Raw genomic sequence first — 17,031 nt, forward strand, 5'->3', positions numbered from 1 at the left:
CGATGTTTCGCACGCCATATGCTGGGCACATGGCGCGTCCCGAAGACATCGAGTGCTGGCTGACCGACATGGACGGCGTCCTCGTCCATGAGAACTCGGCGATCCCTGGCGCCGCCGAACTGCTCGCACAGTGGCAGGCTGCGGGGATCCCGTTCCTCGTTCTCACGAACAACTCGATCTTCACGCGCCGTGACCTCAGCGCCCGCCTCAAGCGCAGCGGCATCGTGGTCCCGGAGGAGCACATCTGGACGTCGGCGCTCGCGACAGCGGAGTTCCTCAAGCAGCAGCATCCGGGCGGCAGCGCCTTCGTGATCGGCGAGGCCGGGCTCACCACCGCCATGCATGAGGCCGGATACATCATGACCGACACGAATCCCGACTACGTGGTGGTGGGTGAGACGCGGCAGTACTCCTTCGAGGCGATCACCCGCGCCATCCGGCTCATCGACGGCGGCGCACGCTTCATCACCACCAATCCCGACGCCACCGGACCCAGCCGCGAGGGCGCCCTGCCCGCCACCGGTGCCTTCGCCGCGCTGATCACCAAGGCGACCGGCAAGGAGCCCTACGTGGTGGGCAAGCCCAACCCGATGATGTTCCGCACCGCGCTGAACCAGATCGGCGCGCACTCGCTGAAGACAGCGATGATCGGCGACCGCATGGACACCGACATCGTCGCCGGCATCGAGGCGGGGCTGCACACCATTCTCGTGATGACGGGCATCAGCGACCCCGCCGAGGTGGAGCGCTACCCGTTCCGCCCGTCCGAGATCATCGATTCCGTCGCCGACCTCGTCGGTCGCTGATCCCTGGAGGAAGAACATGCGCGTCGCCCTGCACTCCGTCCTGCGCCCCGGCGCCGAAGCCGCGTACGAAGCCGATCACGCCACGATCCCCACGGATCTCGCGGAGACCTTCGCACGCATCGGCATCCACGACTGGACGATCTGGCGCAGCGGACGTGACCTGTTCCATCTGGTGGAGTGCGATGACTTCGCCGCCGCCATCCGCGCCCTCGCCACCGACGAGGCGAACGCCCGCTGGCAGGCCTTCATCGGTCGCCACGTCGATCATTTCTCGACTTACCGCGAGGGCGACGACGAGCAGGCGATGCCCGAGGTCTGGAGCCTTTCCGCGCAGAACGCGGGCTGACTCCCCCGGGCGCGCACCCGTCGCGGCCCCAGCGCTTGTGGCTGGCGCTGTCGGAGGTACGCCGCCGTCTGCGAGGGCGGCGACGTGAGCGCCGTGCCGCGACAAGCGATCTTCCGGCGCTGGTCGCGGCACGGCGATGACGTGAGCCGTGCCCACGCGCCGCCGAGCCCGAGAGCTGGCGGTGGCTTCCGCCGCTGTGGCAAGCTCGGGAATCACGATCGACCGGAGTCAGGGGGACTCATGACGCGCAGGATCGCTCTCGCGATAGCAGCACTCTCGCTGACGGCACTCATCGCACCAGGCTGCGCCAGCCAGCCGGCGGCATCGGCGGGAAGCGCGTCTGCCCCCGCGGCGGAGTCATCCAGTGCTGCGGCGGAGATGGCGACCGCTGCAGAACCGGCACACGACGCCGACGAGCTGGCCGATGCCGTTGCCTGCGGTCACGCGATGGAGGTCACGGGAACGGCCTGGCGTTCGGAGTTCCGCCACGCCAACGGCGACCTCGACGATGCCGGTTATGCCGCCGTCGAGCTCGTCCTGCGCGATTCGTGGGCCACCATCCTCACGGGCAAGCCGCACAGCGACGTGACCATCGCCGCCACCACGGTCAGCGACCTGGCGCGAAACGGCGCCGATCTGAACGCCGAGGACTTCCAGGCCGCCACGCGGGCGCTATCCGAGGCGTGCGCGGGGATCGGCATCCTGGAGAGTCTGCGAGCCCTTCCCGGCCAGGGCGGCTGAGGGGCGATCTCGCGCGGGCGGCGCCGATGCGGGCCGGCGCAGCACGCTCTTCGCGTTCCGGAGGCTCAGCGCCCGTGGGCGGCGAGCCACTCCTTCGCCTTCAGCTGATTGAGCTGGTGATACACCTGCTGGAACATCCCGTCGGTCTCGGCCAGCGGCACGGTGCGCACCGTGATCAGCTCGCCGGAATCCAGCTGCTGCTCGGCGACGACGCGGCAATCCAGCGCCAGGAAGTAGTGCACGCGGTTCTCGTACCCGCCCCAGTTCGCCCAGGTCCACCCGAGCTCGACGAAGCGGCCGGCCTCGCGTCCGGTCTCCTCGCGCAGCTCCCGCGCGGCACAAACCCCGGGATCCTCCCCCGGCTCCACGCCGCCGCCGACGATGCCCGGAGCCACGATCCGGGCACCGGGCCGGTACTCATCAAGCACCACGGCGGAGCCGTCCTCATCGATCGCGAACACCGAGATCCAGTCCGCGGACTCATGGATGTAGTACGGCGCGATCGTACGTCCAGCGCCGTCGAGGCAGGTGTCGGCACGGAGGTGGATCCAGCGGTCGTCAATGAGGCGTTCGCTGGACACGATGGTCCACGGCTGCGGCGTTGCGGTCATTCGTCGAACCTAGCCGAGCACTCTCTGGGTAGCCTGGGGCGATGAGCCCCGGATTCGATGCGGTGAACTTCGAGCCGCTCACGCGTCCGGTCGACGCCGTGGCCGTGCGCGAATCCGAGCGCCGAGGCGGCGGACGCTCGCGCTGGGGCGGCGTGGCCGCCATGGGATGTGCCGTTCTCGTCGTCATCGTGGTGGGCCTGCTCTTCGCCGGCGCATTCGCCATGGGTCCGCTCTCGGGAGGATCGCCGTGGTGGTGGCTGCCCTGCGGAATCGTCATCACACTGACCCTCCTGCTTGCTGGCTGGATGGTGCGCAGGGAAGCTCGATCCGTGCGCACCGGGCCGGAGATCCGCTGGCGTCTGGCGGAGTTCTTCGCTGCCAACCACGTCGAGCCCATCGCCGAGATCCGCGACCCGGACTACCGCAGCACGGTGTTCGGGGAGGGGCGGATCAGTCCCCGCCTGGTGAACGTGACGCGGTGGCTGGACGACTCCGTCGAGGTGGGACAGTTCCACTACCTCGTGCCCGGGTACCGCGGAGCGCGGTCGCCACAGCAGTGGGATACGCACGCATTCCGCTCGGCCCGTCCGCTCCGGATCTCCTCCTCGACGCCGCCGCGAACAACGCGCCGTGGAAGGCCGGCGGGCTCGCCAACATCGCCGATGTCCGCGAACCCACGAAGCTGATCACCGCGACCGGCGCCCGGTTCACGCTCTGGGCGTGGCAGCGCGACCTCACCCGAGCCACGAGGCTGGCGGATCAGGACTTCATCGATCTCCTGGGCCGGTTCACGGCGGATCTCGAAATCACGGGCGGCGTCGCCTATCTCACCTGGGATTCGCCCCTGGAGTTCGCGGACGAGCAGCACTGGCGGTGGATCTTCGCGGTGGCCGAGGCCCTCCGCACGCGCGTCGGCTGAGCCGACGCTGCCTTTCCGCGACATCGCGGGCCAGCCACCGCACGCCCATCGCTCCATCGCATAGCCTCGAAGAGTGTCTTTGACGTTGCAGGAAGCCCGTGTCCGCGCCGAGCTCATCAGTGAGGTTGACACCGTCGCCCATTTCGATGTGACGCCGCTCGATCGGTACACCTTCGACGTCACCATCAGCTTCTCCTGCGCGACACCGGGGGCGTCGTCGTTCCTGGAGCTCGTGGGTGCGCAGGACGTCTCCATCGACGGAGCGACCGCGTGCTACGACGGACAGCGCATTCTGCTGAGCGACCTGTCCGCCCGCAACGAGGTGCGGGTGCGCGCGAGCATGCCGTATGTCACCGACGGCGACGGGATGACAGCGGTCACAGACCCCGCCGACGGCGAGCGGTACGTCAGCGCCTACACGGCGATGGACATCGCGCAGAAGGTGCTGCCGTGCTTCGACCAGCCCGATCTCAAGTCGACCTTCACCGTCTCGGTGACGGCACCGTCGAACGCCACGGTGCTCGCGAACGGCCGGTTCGACCGTCGCGAGGGCGATACCTGGCACTTCCGCCCGACCCCGGCCTTCTCGTCGTACATCTTCTTCTTCTGTGTGGGACCGTTCGTGTCGATCGAATGGGACGAGCCGTACGCGCTCGCCGAGGGCGGATCGCTGCCGTTCGGCTGGCACGCCCGTGCATCTCAGGAGCCGCAGCTGCGTCGGGAGATCGACCGCCTGCGTGCGATCACGTCGGCAGCGTTCGCCTACTACACGTCCGCGTTCGACGAGCCCTACCCGTTCGAGGACTACCAGCAGGTGTTCACTCCCGGCCTCAACTGGGGTGCGATGGAGTTCCCCGGCTGCGTGTCGTTCCGCGACGAGTACCTCACCCCGGGCGAGCCGACGGCGGTGGAGCAGGCCGGTATGAACTCCGTGATCGCCCACGAGATGGCGCACATGTGGTTCGGTGACCTGGTCACCTTCCGGTGGTGGGAGGACTCGTGGCTGAACGAGTCCTTCGCCGACTACATGGGCTACGAGGTCGGTGGCCGCGCCAGCGGCACATCGCTCTGGACGGCGGCGGCGCTGGGGCGCAAGCCCACCGCGTACCGGGCCGACTCGCGCCGGTCGACACACCCCATCGCGGAGGACGCCGAGAACCTGCCGGACGTGGACACCGCGTTCTCGAACTTCGACATGATCACCTATGCCAAGGGCAATGCGGTGCTGCGCCAGCTGGTGACGTGGCTCGGCGAGGAGGACTTCCTGCGCGGCGTCAACCGCCATCTGTCCGCGCACCCCTTCGGGAACGCCTCGCTCGCCGACTTCCTCGGTGCCCTGGACTCCGTGACGGAACGCGACGTCCGCGGCTGGGCTGATCTGTGGCTGCGCACCACCGGTTTCGACACCATCACGGTGACGCGGGATGCCGGAATCCCCGTGCTCACGCGCATCGGCACCCGCCCGCACCGGTTCCACGTCACCGGCTTCGCCGAGGACGGATCGGTGGTGCGCGAAGAGCTGGTCGATCTGGCCGACGACGCGCTTCGCCTACCCGACTTCGCGGGACTCATCGTGGTTCCCAACTCCGCCGACGAGACGTATGCGCAGCTCCACCTCGACGCGGAGTCGCGCGCCGGCCTGGAGCGCATGCTCGGAGCGATAGAGTCGCCCCTCACGCGCGCTCTGCTCTGGTCGACCGCGGTCGCCGAGGTCGAGCGTGGCGTCCGCAGCGCCGCGTCTCTCGTCGCGCTGGCGGGTTCGCAACTGTCGGGCGACACCGATCCGACCGTCTTCGAAGGGGCGAGCGCAGCCGTGCTGCGCACCGCCGTGACGCACAGCCGCCCCAGCGAGCTGCCCGCGGTACTCGACAAGCTCACCGAGCTCGCCGATGCGGTGCTCGCGGCCGGCGACCCGCTTCGTGAGGCCGCCGCCGCACGCCTGCTCGCACGCACCGCCAGCGACATCGCCGTCCTCCACGACCGGCTCGAACGCGCCGAGGACCAGGCACTGCGCTGGCTCCTGGTGGCACGCCTCGCCGAGCTGGGCGACGCGTCAGCCATCGACCCCGAGGCCCGCCGCGACAACACCACGTCCGGCGCGCACGCCGCCATCCGCGCCCGAGCAGCCCTGGCGGATCCTGCGGCGAAGGCGACCTGGTCGGAGCGGCTCGTCAGCGGTGAGCTCACCAACCGGGAGCTGAGTGCCGCCGCCCTGGGCCTCTGGGGCACGGGTCAGGCCGACCTCGTCGCGCCATGGATCGTGCACGCCCCGCAGGAGCTGGCCGCCCTCGCGCACCGCTCCGGTCAGGCGATGGGCAAGCTCATCGCCGCCGCGCTGCCGTTCTATCCGCTCGCGGATTCGGGCGAGGAATTCGTGTCGGCGCTGCGTGCATCGATCGACGCCGGCCTTCCCACGGTGGCCGCCCGCGGCTTCAACGATCACCTCGATGACCTCGAGCGCGCCCGTACCGCGCACCTCGGCCAGGGCTAGTCCGGGTTCCACGGTCCTCTCCCGTCGAGGCGCGGTCCCCTCGCGGAACGAGGAGATTTCACCCAGCGGAGGACGAAACCGCCCCCGACCATCCCAATTGGGTGAAATGTCCTCTTTTCGCGAGGGGACCCGGCGCAGATATCGGTCGCCGCACCCACCCAACCCCGGATTTCGTGCACAGCGACGCACTGTTTTGCGATAACCCTCAACCACGACCACCGTGATCCGGCATTTTCATGGATCAGCACCACCGGGAGCGAACCCGCCACATCGCATTTCCCTCGCGATCCCTGTCACTCACTGCCTTTGCGACACCCGACAAGGTTCCCCGCCGTCCACTCTCGCGCACCCCTGTTACCAAACCGTGACATAACAATTCGACCTCTCCGCTTGCGCTTTGCTCCCAGGCTTCGTCCAGGCTGCGCAAAAGCCGGGGGTTGAGGCTCGCTGAGTCGCACCCGAGCGACCGCGCCGGCCTCCCTGAACCGGCGCGCCCTGCCCCCTGTCCGCTGGAGATCATGACTTCCTTCGCTTCCACCGATCCTGCGCTCGCGTCTCGACGCGCCTATCGCAGCACGCACCGCCCCGCTCATCGATCGCACCGTCTTCGCACGGCGATCGCCATCGGCCTGGGCGTTGCGACCGGCCTCGCCGCGGGAACCGCACCGGCTCTCGCATCGCAGGAGCCCGCTCGACTGGCCAGCTCGCCCGAGATCGTCACCCCCGTCGCGCCGATCAACACGGACATCCTCGCGGCCGTCGACAACTCCCCCGCCTCCGAGGTGTTCGATGCCGCCGAGGCGGCCATCGCCGACGCTGCCGCCGCCCGCGACGAGGTGACCGCCTCCGGGCTCACGGTCACGGTGCCGGCTCCCGACTCGTCACCACTGAGCACCGCGCTGGTCGATCACGCCGAGGTTCGCACCCTGCCGCGCCAGCTCGTGCTCGGCGTCACCGACCACCTCACGGCCGAGACCACCGAGCTGACGGCCCAGACCGCGACTTACCGCGCCGGCCTCGCGGACGCACAGGCGAAGCACGACGCCGAGGTGCTCGCCGCGCAGCAGGCTGCGGAGGCGGCGGCCGCCGCCGCAGCGCAGGCCGCGGCTGAAGCGCTGGCCGCGGCAAACACCCCCGAGGGCGCGAAGGCCACCGCGCGCGAGCTCGCGTCGTCCCTGTACGGCTGGGGCGACAGCCAGTTCTCCTGCCTGGAGTCGCTGTGGACCAAGGAGTCCGGCTGGAACTACCAGGCGTACAACCCCAGTGGCGCCTACGGCATCCCGCAGTCGCTTCCCGGCGACAAGATGGCCAGCGTCGCCGACGACTGGGAGACCAACGCCACCACCCAGATCACCTGGGGTCTGCAGTACATCAACGGCACGTACGGCACCCCGTGCGCAGCCTGGGGCCACTCGCAGGCGACCAACTGGTACTGAGGCTCAGACATCACCGTGAGACTTCCGTCCGTGGGCGAGAATCCGTGCAACGCGCCGCTTCTCACCCCGGACGGAAGTCTTTCGTGTTGACGGGACATAGTCTGATGCGGTGAGCATCGCCGCCTCCGGACCGACCGACGAACGCCCCGACATCAGCTGGCCGCTGCGCACCGAGCGCCTGCTGATCCGCCCGGCGACGCCCGCGGACGCGGCCGCCGTCTGGGAGTACCGGAGTCTTCCCAAGGTGTACGAGTGGATCACCGCAGCGCCGTCCTCGTTCGTCGAGTTCGAGTACCACTTCAGCGCCCCGGAACGCCTTGCTCTCACGCTCATCGTCGAGCTGCCGGGCGATGAGCCCCAGGTGATCGGGGACCTCATGCTCCGCCGCGGTGACGCCTACGCCCAGGCCGAGGTGCGAGACCGCGCCCGCGACGCCGAGGTGGAGCTCGGCTGGGTGCTGAATCCGGCGTACACACGCCGCGGCTACGCCACCGAGGCCATCCGCGCCCTCATGAACGCGGCATTCGACCAGCTCGGCGCGCACCGCGTCATCGCCGCCTGCTTCGCGGCGAACGAACCGTCCTGGCGCGTGATGGAGCGGCTCGGAATGCGCCGCGAGGAGTACAGCCGGGCAAGCTCGCTCCACCGCTCCGGCGAGTGGATGGACAGCATGACCTACGCGATCCTGTCCAGCGATCCCCGCTGAGCCCCGGTTTCGTCGCGCGCAAAACGCTCGAAATCCTCCCGAATAGGAGCCATTCACGCACGATGAAACCCATCCACCCGGCTCCCGTGTCGGTGGCGGCTGAGAGAATCGGAGCATGGCGGGCGCAGGATCGGACTGGAAGGATCAGCTCGCGCCACCGCCCGACGAAGACGAGTTCGCCATGGTCGGCCTTCTCTTCCAGCTGCGCACGCTCACCCGCACCGGTGCGCAGTGGACGGCGCCCCAGGCCAAGCCCGCCGACGCAGTGCGTGCACGCGGGCGGCAGCGGCTCGCGGTCCGACCAGCGCTTCGCAGCTCCGCGGGCAACTGGACAACGGGACAGGTGACGTGGAGCTCGCTCAAGCACAAGCACGAGCGGCTCCATCTGGATCGTCGTCACGTGAACTGGTTCGGCCAGTTCGTCGCGCTGCATCGCAATCGCACCGAGGGGTTCCGTGCCACGGAGCCGGACTGGCTCTATCTCGACGACTTCGCCAGTCCCCTGCTCTGGCCGCTGCTCGCGGAGGGCGCGGGCCTCGGCATTCCCTTCGTCACCGGCAAACGGGCCACCGACGTGCGCATCGCCGATGCAGCCGAGGTCCACCTCGAGCTCGTGCGCGACGGCGGCACTGAGTCCCTGCGGCTGACCCCCCAGGTACGCATAGACGGAGAGCCCATTCTTCCCACCGGCACCATCGGCGATCACGGCCTCTACCGGTGCGAGTTCCGCGGCGGTCTTCAGGTGCTGCTCGCTCCCGTCACCGCCGAAGCCACCGACGTGCTGCGCTGGGAACAGCCCTTCCTGCGCATCCCGGGCGAGGACGTCGACGAGTTCCTGAAGCACTACCTGCCCGACCTCGCCGCACGTCTGCCGGTCACCGGACGCGGAGTGAAGGTCCCCCAGGTCACCACCGTCACGGTGCTGCAGGTCCACTTCGGCGATGACGATGCGCTCACCACCCGATGGGGCACGCGCACCGGCACACGGTGGACCCCCCTGCCAGACCCACCCGAACTCGATCTCCCAGTCCCGGTGCGGCCGCGCTGGGAAGGCGCCGAAGCGGCGGCGTTCGTCACGGAGAGCATTCCCCTCATCGAGGCCGCCGGCATCATCGTCGAGCGGCACGGCGAAGACCCCGGCTACGTGCATCGCCGGGACGACCCCACGCTCCGCTTCAGCGCCGTGCCTCGCGAGGGCGACAACGACTGGTTCGACCTGGGCTTCGTGGTGCTCATCGGACCGTACACGGTCGCGCTCAAGGACATCTTCACCGCCCTCAGCCGCGGCCGCGACAAGCTGCTCATGGTGGACAAGAGCTGGCTGTCGCTGCATCACCCGGTCTTCGACGCGCTGCGCGAGCTCATCGAGGAGGGAACGCAGCTGCGCGAGTGGGAGACGGGCGCCATCGTGCCACGCGCTCGCGCCGATCTCTTCGAGCCCTTCGAGGACACCGCCGATCAGACGCCGGAGGCCCGACAATGGCGCCGCGCGGCCCGGGCGCTCACCCAGCCGCCCGCCCCGATCGACCCACCGCCGCTGCTGCAGGCCGACCTCCGCCCCTATCAGCTGGAGGGGTTCCGGTGGCTCGCACACCTCTGGGACCACGGGCTCGGAGGCGTGCTGGCCGACGACATGGGACTCGGCAAGACGGTGCAGACCATCGCGCTGCTCGTCCACGCCGAAGGCACCGGGTCCCCGTTCCTGGTCGTCGCCCCCACATCCGTGGTGGGCGGATGGGCCGATGAGATCGCCCGCTTCGCCCCTCACCTGCGCGTCGCGGTGATCGCGAGCACGAAGGATGAGATCCCGGCTGACACGGATGTGGTCATCACCTCCTACGCCATCCTCCGGCTCGAGGCGGATCGCCTCGTCGCCCGCACCTGGGCGGGCGTGGTGCTGGACGAGGCCCAGTACGTGAAGAACCCCGGCTCCCAGGTGCACGAGGTCGCGCGCCAGCTGGACGCACGGATGACCATCGCCCTCACCGGCACCCCGCTGGAGAACTCCCTCACCGACGTCTGGGCGATCTTCCGCATCGTCGCACCGGGACTGTTCGCCTCGCGCATCACCTTCGCCAACCGGTTCATCAAGGCGCACAGCGCGGAGCGCATCGGCGAACTGCGACGACGTATCCGCCCGCTGCTGCTGCGGCGCACCAAGGCCAACGTGGCCTCCGAGCTGCCGGCGAAGTCCGAGCAGATCGTCCACGTCGACCTCGATCCGGCGCATCGGGCGCTGTACGACCGCTATCTCCAGCGCGAGCGTCAGAAGCTCCTCGATCTGGTGCAGGATCTGGATCGCAACCGCTTCATCGTGTTCCGATCGCTCACGCTCCTGCGCCTGCTCGCGCTCGATCCCCGCCTCATCCCCACCGAAGAGGAGCAGGGGCCGCCGGAGATCCCGTCCGCCAAGCTGGACGAGCTGATCGATCGCATCTCGGACCTCGCCGCAGAGGGGCATCGCGCGCTGGTCTTCAGCCAGTTCACCGGCTATCTCGCTCTCGTCCGCGAACGCCTCACCGCCGCCGGCATCGACCACGAGTACCTCGACGGGGCCACTCGGCGCCGCGCCTCGGTGATCGACGACTTCCGCACCGGTGATGCTCCCGTGTTCCTCATCAGCCTGCGCGCCGGCGGCGTCGGGCTCACCATCACCGAAGCGGACTATGTGTTCCTGCTGGACCCGTGGTGGAACCCCGCCGCCGAGGCGCAGGCCATCGATCGCACACATCGGATCGGTCAGACACGACCGGTGATGGTGTACCGCCTGGTCGCCCGCGACACCATCGAGGAGAAGGTCCTCGCCCTCGGCGAGCGCAAGCGACGGCTGTTCGACGAGGTCATCGACGGCGGCGATCTGTTTGCGGGGGAGCTCACCGCCTCGGACATCCGCGGTCTTCTGGACTGATCACCCACAGGTCGCGCCCGTTCTGAGCGCCCTGCGGGACGGCTGGGGGGACACGTTACGGCGGGCGACGCCATCGCTGGTCTCAGCAAGTGCTCCTTCGCGTCTGCTCTCGCACATCATGTGAGACCAGGCTGACGACTGGTCTCAGCAATCGTTCGATCGCAGGTCCCGACGAACATCTTGTGAGACCGGAGCCGCAGCCGCCGTCCTCCGTGCGCGTGGCAGCAGTGGGCAGCCCGCCCCGGCACACGGGAATGGATGCTGCGTGAGAGCTACTTCGATCAGAGTGCACCAGTTCACACCAATTCAGACCAATAGAAGCCGGGATGGGATCTGGAGTTGACGGATGCCCGTATGCCCCGGCATGCTGAAAACTCCACTGATCATCCGGGTCAACCGCCGCATCGTCGCGTAGCGCCCCCTCGACGCCGAGGAAATCCCATGACGTTCACCCTCAATAGAGAACAGAACATCACAAAAGAAACCAAACCTCGTCGAATCTCCGACGGGCTTTTCGCCGTGCTCCTGGCCGCGCCCGGACTCGCCCTCCTGCTGGCGGTGGTGGTCTATCCGCTCGTCACCGCTCTGGTGACCGCCTTCTTCAAGCAGAGCCTCGTGCTACCGGGACGTGAGTTCGTCGGCCTGCAGAACGTCATCGACGTCCTCACCGGCGATTTCGGCCGCCTGCTGGGGCAGACGCTCGTCTTCACGCTGGGCACCACGATCTTCCCGTTCATCATCGGCATGGCTCTCGCCCTCGCCCTGAACACCCGGATCCCCGGCGGCAAGACGCTGCGCGGCCTGATGCTACTGCCGTGGCTCATCCCCGGCGTGGTGGTCTCGTTCCTCTGGATGTGGATCTTCAACGCCAACTACGGCGTGATGAACGCGCTGCTGCAGGCGCTCGGCGTGATCAGCGAGCCCCAGGCGTGGCTGGCGCAGCCCGGGACGGCAATGATCGCGGTCATCGTCGCCAAGACGTGGCAGTCCTTCCCCTGGATGATGGTGATGCTGCTCGCCGGCCTCCAGACCGTCCCGAAGGAGCTCCACGAGGCCGCGGAGATCGACGGTGCCGGCACCATCCGCCGTTTCTTCTCGATCACGGTGCCGCAGATCCGCGGCATCATCGGCCTCGTCCTGCTGCTGGAGTTCATCTGGAACTTCCAGCACTTCGACATCATCTACGTGCTCACCGGGGGTGGTCCCGCCGGTTCCACGCAGACCTTCGCCACGGCGGTCTACGACACCGCGTTCCACGGCTTCGATCTGGGTCATGCCGGCGCGCTCGGACTGCTCTGGATGATCCTCCTGATGGGTCTCGTCGTCGTGTACGTGCGCTTCTCGGAGAAGGGGGAGAAGTGATGACCATCACCGACGCCCCCACCCCCGCCACCACCAGGGAGACCCCGATGAGCACCGTCACCCCGCGCCCGCGTCGCGCCAACCTGCTCCGCTCCGAGAGCCGGGGCGTCCGGATCAGCGCCTGGATCGCCGTGATCGTGTGCGGCGGCTTCGCCCTCCTCCCGATCTACTGGCTGCTGGCGACGTCTCTCACACCGCGTACCGAGGTGTTCGCTTTCCCGCCGCGCCTGTGGCCGACGCAGATCTCGTTCGAGGCGTACACCTCACTCGTGAACAACCCCGCACTGTTCACCTACCTCGGCAACAGCGTCATCGTCTCCGTGATCACCGCCGTGCTCTCGGTGCTGGTCTCCGCGTACATGGGCTACTCGTTCTCGAAGTTCCGCTACCGCGGACGGCGATCCCTGATGTACTTCGTGCTGGCGTCGCAGATGTTCCCGCAGGCACTCCTGCTGGTCACGCTGTACACGGTGTTCGCCGCGTACAACCTCCTCAACACCTACACCGCACTCGTGCTGTCGTTCACCACGTTCACGCTGCCGCTGTGCGTGTGGATGCTGAAGGGGTTCTTCGACACCATCCCGGACGAACTGATCGAAGCGGCGCGCGTGGACGGCGCCTCGCGGCTGCGCATCATCCACTCGATCATCCTGCCGCTGTCCGCTCCTGGCCTCATCGCGGCGGGCCTGTTCGCCTTCGTGCGCGGCTGGAACGACTTCGTGTTCGCCCTCACGCTCGCCGGCCCGGACAAGCAGACCCTGCCGCCGGGCCTGGTGAACACCTACATCGGCGAGGCTTCGACCGCGTGGCCCGAGCTGATGGCCGCCTCCCTGGTGGTGTCCCTGCCCGTCGCCATCGCCTTCATCGCCCTGCAGCGCTTCCTCGTCGGCGGCATGACCGCCGGCGCGGTCAAGGGCTGATCCCACCCATCGCACCACACACCCTCGAAGAGGAGGACTCATGTCCGAGACCCCCGTGCTCCGCACACCCATCACCCGCCGTCAGGCCCTCACCTGGCTCGGCCTCGGCGCCGCAGCCGCCACCCTCGCGGCCTGTGCTCCCACCGGATCCGGTGCTGCACCCGGCGCGGCCCTGCCCACCGGAGGAAGCGCCAAGCCCACCGACTTCGCGTTCGCCAGCTGGTCACTGACCGAGGAGGCGTCCGCCCCGGCCATCAAGGAACTGCTCAGCGGATTCGAGTCGAAGAACTCCATCTCGATCAAGCAGACCTCGTTCCCGTACAACGAGTACTTCAACCAGCTCATGCTCCAGGTGCGCGGCGGCCAGTTCACCGGCGCCGCCCACGTGGATGTCGCGTGGCTGGCATCGCTCGCCGCGCTCGGCAAGCTGGCCGACGTCTCCGCGTTCACCGCGAAGCGCGGCTACACCGACTCGGCGCTGGAGGCCGCGCAGTACCAGGGCGTGCAGTACGCGTTCCCGTGGACCATCGGCGCGATCGGCCTGGTCACCAACTCGGAGATCCTCGGCAAGGCCGGCATCGACGCGAACGCCTTCCCCACGTCGATCGACGACTTCGAGGCCGCGCTGGTCAAGCTCAAGGGGCTCGGCAACGGGCTCATCCCCTACGCGGCGTCGACGAAGGCAGCGCAGCTCAAGGACATCCTCATCTGGATGCAGACGTTCGGTTCCACCCTCGTCAAGGACGGCACCGTCACGATCGGCGACGACGCCAGTATCGAGGCCGTCACCTGGTACAAGAGCCTGTACGACCAGGGCCTGATCGCCGCCGACGTGGATCGCTTCGACGCTCGCTCGCTGTTCGCCCAGGGGCGCACCGCCATCTACGACGACGCACCCGTGGGGCGCAGCTCGGTGCTCAAGGACTCGCCCGACGCGAACCTCGGCGACAAGCTCGTGCCCGTCTCGCGTCCGGTGCTGAAGTCCGGCGACACCCCGCGCGCGCTGGTGTGGGGCGGCGCGATCGCCGTGATCACCGGCGCAGGTTCGGAGACCGCGGCGGAGTTCGGCCAGTGGGCCACCAGCGATCTCGACACGGTCCTGGCGGACTACGCCAACCGCGGTCTGCCGCCCGTGACCACGGAGGCGCTCACCTCCGACGCCGTCACGTCGGACGCGTTCGGTTCGCTGTTCAGCGAGCGCATCACGGCCACGGCGACCACCAACCCGTTCTGGCAGTACCCGCAGTACGCACAGATCGAGAGCACCATCGCGGAGAAGGTGCAGGCCGTCCTGGTCGGCTCCGCCACCCCCGCCGACGCGATGAAGTCCGCCGGGGAGGCCGCGCAGAAGCTGATCGCCTGACCCCGTGCCCGCCGACGCCGGTCGTCGGCGGGCACACCCCTGATTTCGCACCACCGCTGGCACGGCCCCACGGCCGGCAGCACACGTCCCGAAAGGACATCGCCATCATGCGCACCCAGACCGTCGAAGCCGACATCATCGTCGTCGGAGGAGGCCTGGCCGGTGTGAGCGCAGCCGTTGCCGCAGCGCGGCAGGGCCGCTCCGTCGCCCTCATCAACAACCGCCCGGTCCTCGGCGGCAACTCGTCCTCGGAGGTGCGCGTGTGGGTCTGCGGGGCCACCGCGCACGGCAACCAGCGGTGGGCTCGCGAGAGCGGGATCATCGGCGAGATGTACGTCGAGAACCAGTTCCGGAACCCGGAGGGAAACCCCGTCTACTGGGACGACGTCGTGCTGGACACCGTGCGTCGTGAGAAGAACATCCGCCTCTTCCTCAACACCGAAGTCTCCGAGGTGGAGGCATCCGGACCGGAGGACGCCCGACGCATCGACGCCGTCACCGGGTGGACGATGGGCAGCGAGGTGCGCACCCGTTTCACGGCGCCCATCGTCCTCGACTGCACGGGCGACGGGCTCGTGGGCGCCATCGCGGGGGCGCGTCACCGGCTCGGCAAGGAGGGACGCGCGGAGTTCGGCGAGGAATGGGCCCCGGAGGAGCCGGTGCGCGAGTTCCTCGGCTCGACGCTGCTCTTCTACACGAAGGACGTCGGCCGCCCGGTCAAGTATGTGGCACCCGAGTCCGCCATCGACATCTCGCACACCCCGATCCCCACCTCGCGCGTCATCCGTTCCGGCGATTCCGGCGCCCACTACTGGTGGATCGAATGGGGCGGAGAGCTGGACATCGTGGACGACAACGAGCGCATCCGCGATGAGCTCCGCGGGGTGATCCTCGGGATCTGGGACTACATCAAGAACTCCGGGCGCTTCGATGCCGACAACCTCACCCTCGAGTGGATCGGGAACCTTCCCGGCAAGCGCGAGTACCGCCGTTTCATCGGCGACTACACCCTGACCCAGCACGACGTGATCGATCAGACCGCCTTCGAGGACGGCGTGGCGTTCGGCGGCTGGTCGATCGACCTGCACCCGGCGGCCGGGATGTACGCCGAGGGTGCGGGCGCGCTTCAGCGCTTCTCCGACGGACTGTTCGAGATCCCGTTCCGCTCGCTGTACTCGCAGAACGTGGAGAACCTGCTGTTCGCGGGGCGCGACGTCTCCGCCACGCATGTGGCCTTCGGCGCCGCGCGGGTGATGGCCACCTGCGCGGCCATGGGTGAGGCCGCGGGCACCGCGGCGGCCATGTGCATCGAACGGGGCGTCACGCCGCGGGAGCTGCATGACGATGCCCGGGAGGATCTGCGCCAGCGGCTGCTGCGCTGGGATGCCTCCGTGCTGGGCGTGCGCAACGAGGATCCCGAGGACATCGCGCGCACCGCCACGGTGACCGCGTCCGGACACCGAGAGGTCATCGCCGCGGGCACGCCCGGCACCGCCGTCGAACACCAGCTCACCGACGATCTCGGCATCGTGATCCCGGTGGATCCGGTGCTGGAGTCGGTGCGGCTGTGGGTGGCGGCCACCGAGGACACCACCCTCACGGTCGAGGTGTTCAGCACCGGGCGCCGCCAGAACGTCGTGCCCGCGCACCGTGAGCACGCGGCGACCGTGCCGGTGGCTGCGGGGCCGGCGCGATGGGTCGACGTGCCCACCCCGTTCGCCCCGGCCGACCCGCAGAACGCTGTGGTCGTGCTGCGGGCCAATCCGGCGCTCACGGTGCATACCGATGCGCTCACCCCCGGCACCCTCACGCTGGTGCACCGCCTCGACAGCGACGACCAGAACGTCTCGATCAGCACCGACGAGCTTCTCGTGCAGTGGCCCACCAAGCCGTTGCGCGGGCGGGCCGTCGCCTTCCGCGCCGAGCCGGTGTCGCGCGCTCTCGCTCCGGAACGCGCGATCGGCGGCTACCAGCGTCCGTTCGGCGGGCCGAACATGTGGGCCTCGGCACCGCTGTCCGACGGCGACGCCGAACTGCGCCTCACCTGGGACGCCGCGGTGACTGCGCGCGAGGTGCGCCTCGTGTTCGACGACGATGTGGACCTGGAGCTGAACACGCTGCATCATCACCGCAGTCCCGATGAGGTGCTTCCGCAGCTCGTGCGCGACTACCGCGTCGAGACCCGCGACGAATCCGGGTGGACCACGGTCATCGAGGTCTCCGGCAACCGTCACCGTCACCGGATCCACCCGCTGCCCGCCACGCCGTTCGACGCGCTGCGCGTCGTGGTCACGGCGACCAACGGGGCCCCGGAAGCGCGCATCGTCTCCCTGCGAGTGCAGTCGTGACGCGGGCACCGGGCCGGACCGCTACGGTGAGTGCACGGGCGGCATCCCGATCGGCCGCATCGAGGAGCGCGACA

13 protein-coding genes are annotated in these 17,031 nt (G+C 68.8%); 12 read left to right on the forward strand and 1 reads right to left on the reverse strand.

All coding sequences use genetic code 11. The features are described 5' to 3' along the window. Positions 1–29 precede the first annotated feature (29 nt). From LQ566_RS14700 to LQ566_RS14710, 3 genes are all read left to right on the forward strand, one after another. On the forward strand, positions 30–806 hold the full coding sequence (locus tag LQ566_RS14700; protein WP_231092477.1) for an HAD-IIA family hydrolase: 777 nt from the start codon (positions 30–32) through the stop codon (positions 804–806). A 16-nt stretch (positions 807–822) separates the two neighbouring features. Further along, on the forward strand, positions 823–1,152 hold the full coding sequence (locus LQ566_RS14705; protein ID WP_231092478.1) for an L-rhamnose mutarotase: 330 nt from the start codon (positions 823–825) through the stop codon (positions 1,150–1,152). 240 nt (positions 1,153–1,392) lie between these two features. Beyond that, positions 1,393–1,893: a hypothetical protein gene (locus LQ566_RS14710; protein ID WP_231092479.1), complete on the forward strand. Its 501-nt coding sequence runs from the start codon at positions 1,393–1,395 to the stop codon at positions 1,891–1,893. Positions 1,894–1,958: 65 nt separating this feature from the next. Here the strand turns inward: LQ566_RS14710 and LQ566_RS14715 are convergent, their stop codons facing one another. After that, on the reverse strand, positions 1,959–2,504 hold the full coding sequence (locus LQ566_RS14715) for an NUDIX hydrolase (protein WP_231092480.1): 546 nt from the start codon (positions 2,502–2,504) through the stop codon (positions 1,959–1,961). 556 nt (positions 2,505–3,060) lie between these two features. Between LQ566_RS14715 and LQ566_RS14720 the strand changes: the two genes are divergently transcribed. The 9 genes from LQ566_RS14720 (at position 3,061) to LQ566_RS14760 (ending at position 16,957) form a co-directional block, all read left to right on the forward strand. Beyond that, positions 3,061–3,423, forward strand: a complete 363-nt coding sequence (locus tag LQ566_RS14720) for a hypothetical protein (RefSeq protein ID WP_231092481.1) — start codon at positions 3,061–3,063, stop codon at positions 3,421–3,423. Positions 3,424–3,496: 73 nt separating this feature from the next. After that, the gene (pepN, locus tag LQ566_RS14725; protein ID WP_231092482.1) at positions 3,497–5,914 is read left to right on the forward strand and encodes an aminopeptidase N; all 2,418 of its coding nucleotides are present in this window, start codon (positions 3,497–3,499) and stop codon (positions 5,912–5,914) included. A 518-nt stretch (positions 5,915–6,432) separates the two neighbouring features. Beyond that, complete coding sequence (locus tag LQ566_RS14730; RefSeq protein WP_231092483.1) at positions 6,433–7,350, forward strand: aggregation-promoting factor C-terminal-like domain-containing protein; 918 nt, start codon at positions 6,433–6,435, stop codon at positions 7,348–7,350. Positions 7,351–7,459: 109 nt separating this feature from the next. After that, complete coding sequence (locus tag LQ566_RS14735) at positions 7,460–8,056, forward strand: GNAT family N-acetyltransferase (RefSeq protein WP_231092484.1); 597 nt, start codon at positions 7,460–7,462, stop codon at positions 8,054–8,056. Between the two features lie 115 nt (positions 8,057–8,171). Continuing rightward, positions 8,172–10,964: a DEAD/DEAH box helicase gene (locus LQ566_RS14740; RefSeq protein ID WP_231092485.1), complete on the forward strand. Its 2,793-nt coding sequence runs from the start codon at positions 8,172–8,174 to the stop codon at positions 10,962–10,964. Between the two features lie 441 nt (positions 10,965–11,405). Further along, complete coding sequence (locus LQ566_RS14745; protein WP_231092486.1) at positions 11,406–12,326, forward strand: carbohydrate ABC transporter permease; 921 nt, start codon at positions 11,406–11,408, stop codon at positions 12,324–12,326. Beyond that, positions 12,326–13,246, forward strand: a complete 921-nt coding sequence (locus LQ566_RS14750) for a carbohydrate ABC transporter permease (protein ID WP_231092487.1) — start codon at positions 12,326–12,328, stop codon at positions 13,244–13,246. Before LQ566_RS14745 ends, LQ566_RS14750 begins: the two co-directional genes overlap by 1 nt. A gap of 40 nt (positions 13,247–13,286) precedes the next feature. Then, a complete protein-coding gene (locus LQ566_RS14755) occupies positions 13,287–14,609 on the forward strand; it encodes a type 2 periplasmic-binding domain-containing protein (RefSeq protein WP_231092488.1) in 1,323 nt (440 codons plus the stop codon). Positions 14,610–14,716: 107 nt separating this feature from the next. Beyond that, on the forward strand, positions 14,717–16,957 hold the full coding sequence (locus LQ566_RS14760; RefSeq protein WP_231092489.1) for an FAD-dependent oxidoreductase: 2,241 nt from the start codon (positions 14,717–14,719) through the stop codon (positions 16,955–16,957). Positions 16,958–17,031 lie beyond the last annotated feature (74 nt).

Source organism: Microbacterium nymphoidis, assembly GCF_021044885.1.
Taxonomy (GTDB): domain Bacteria; phylum Actinomycetota; class Actinomycetes; order Actinomycetales; family Microbacteriaceae; genus Microbacterium; species Microbacterium nymphoidis.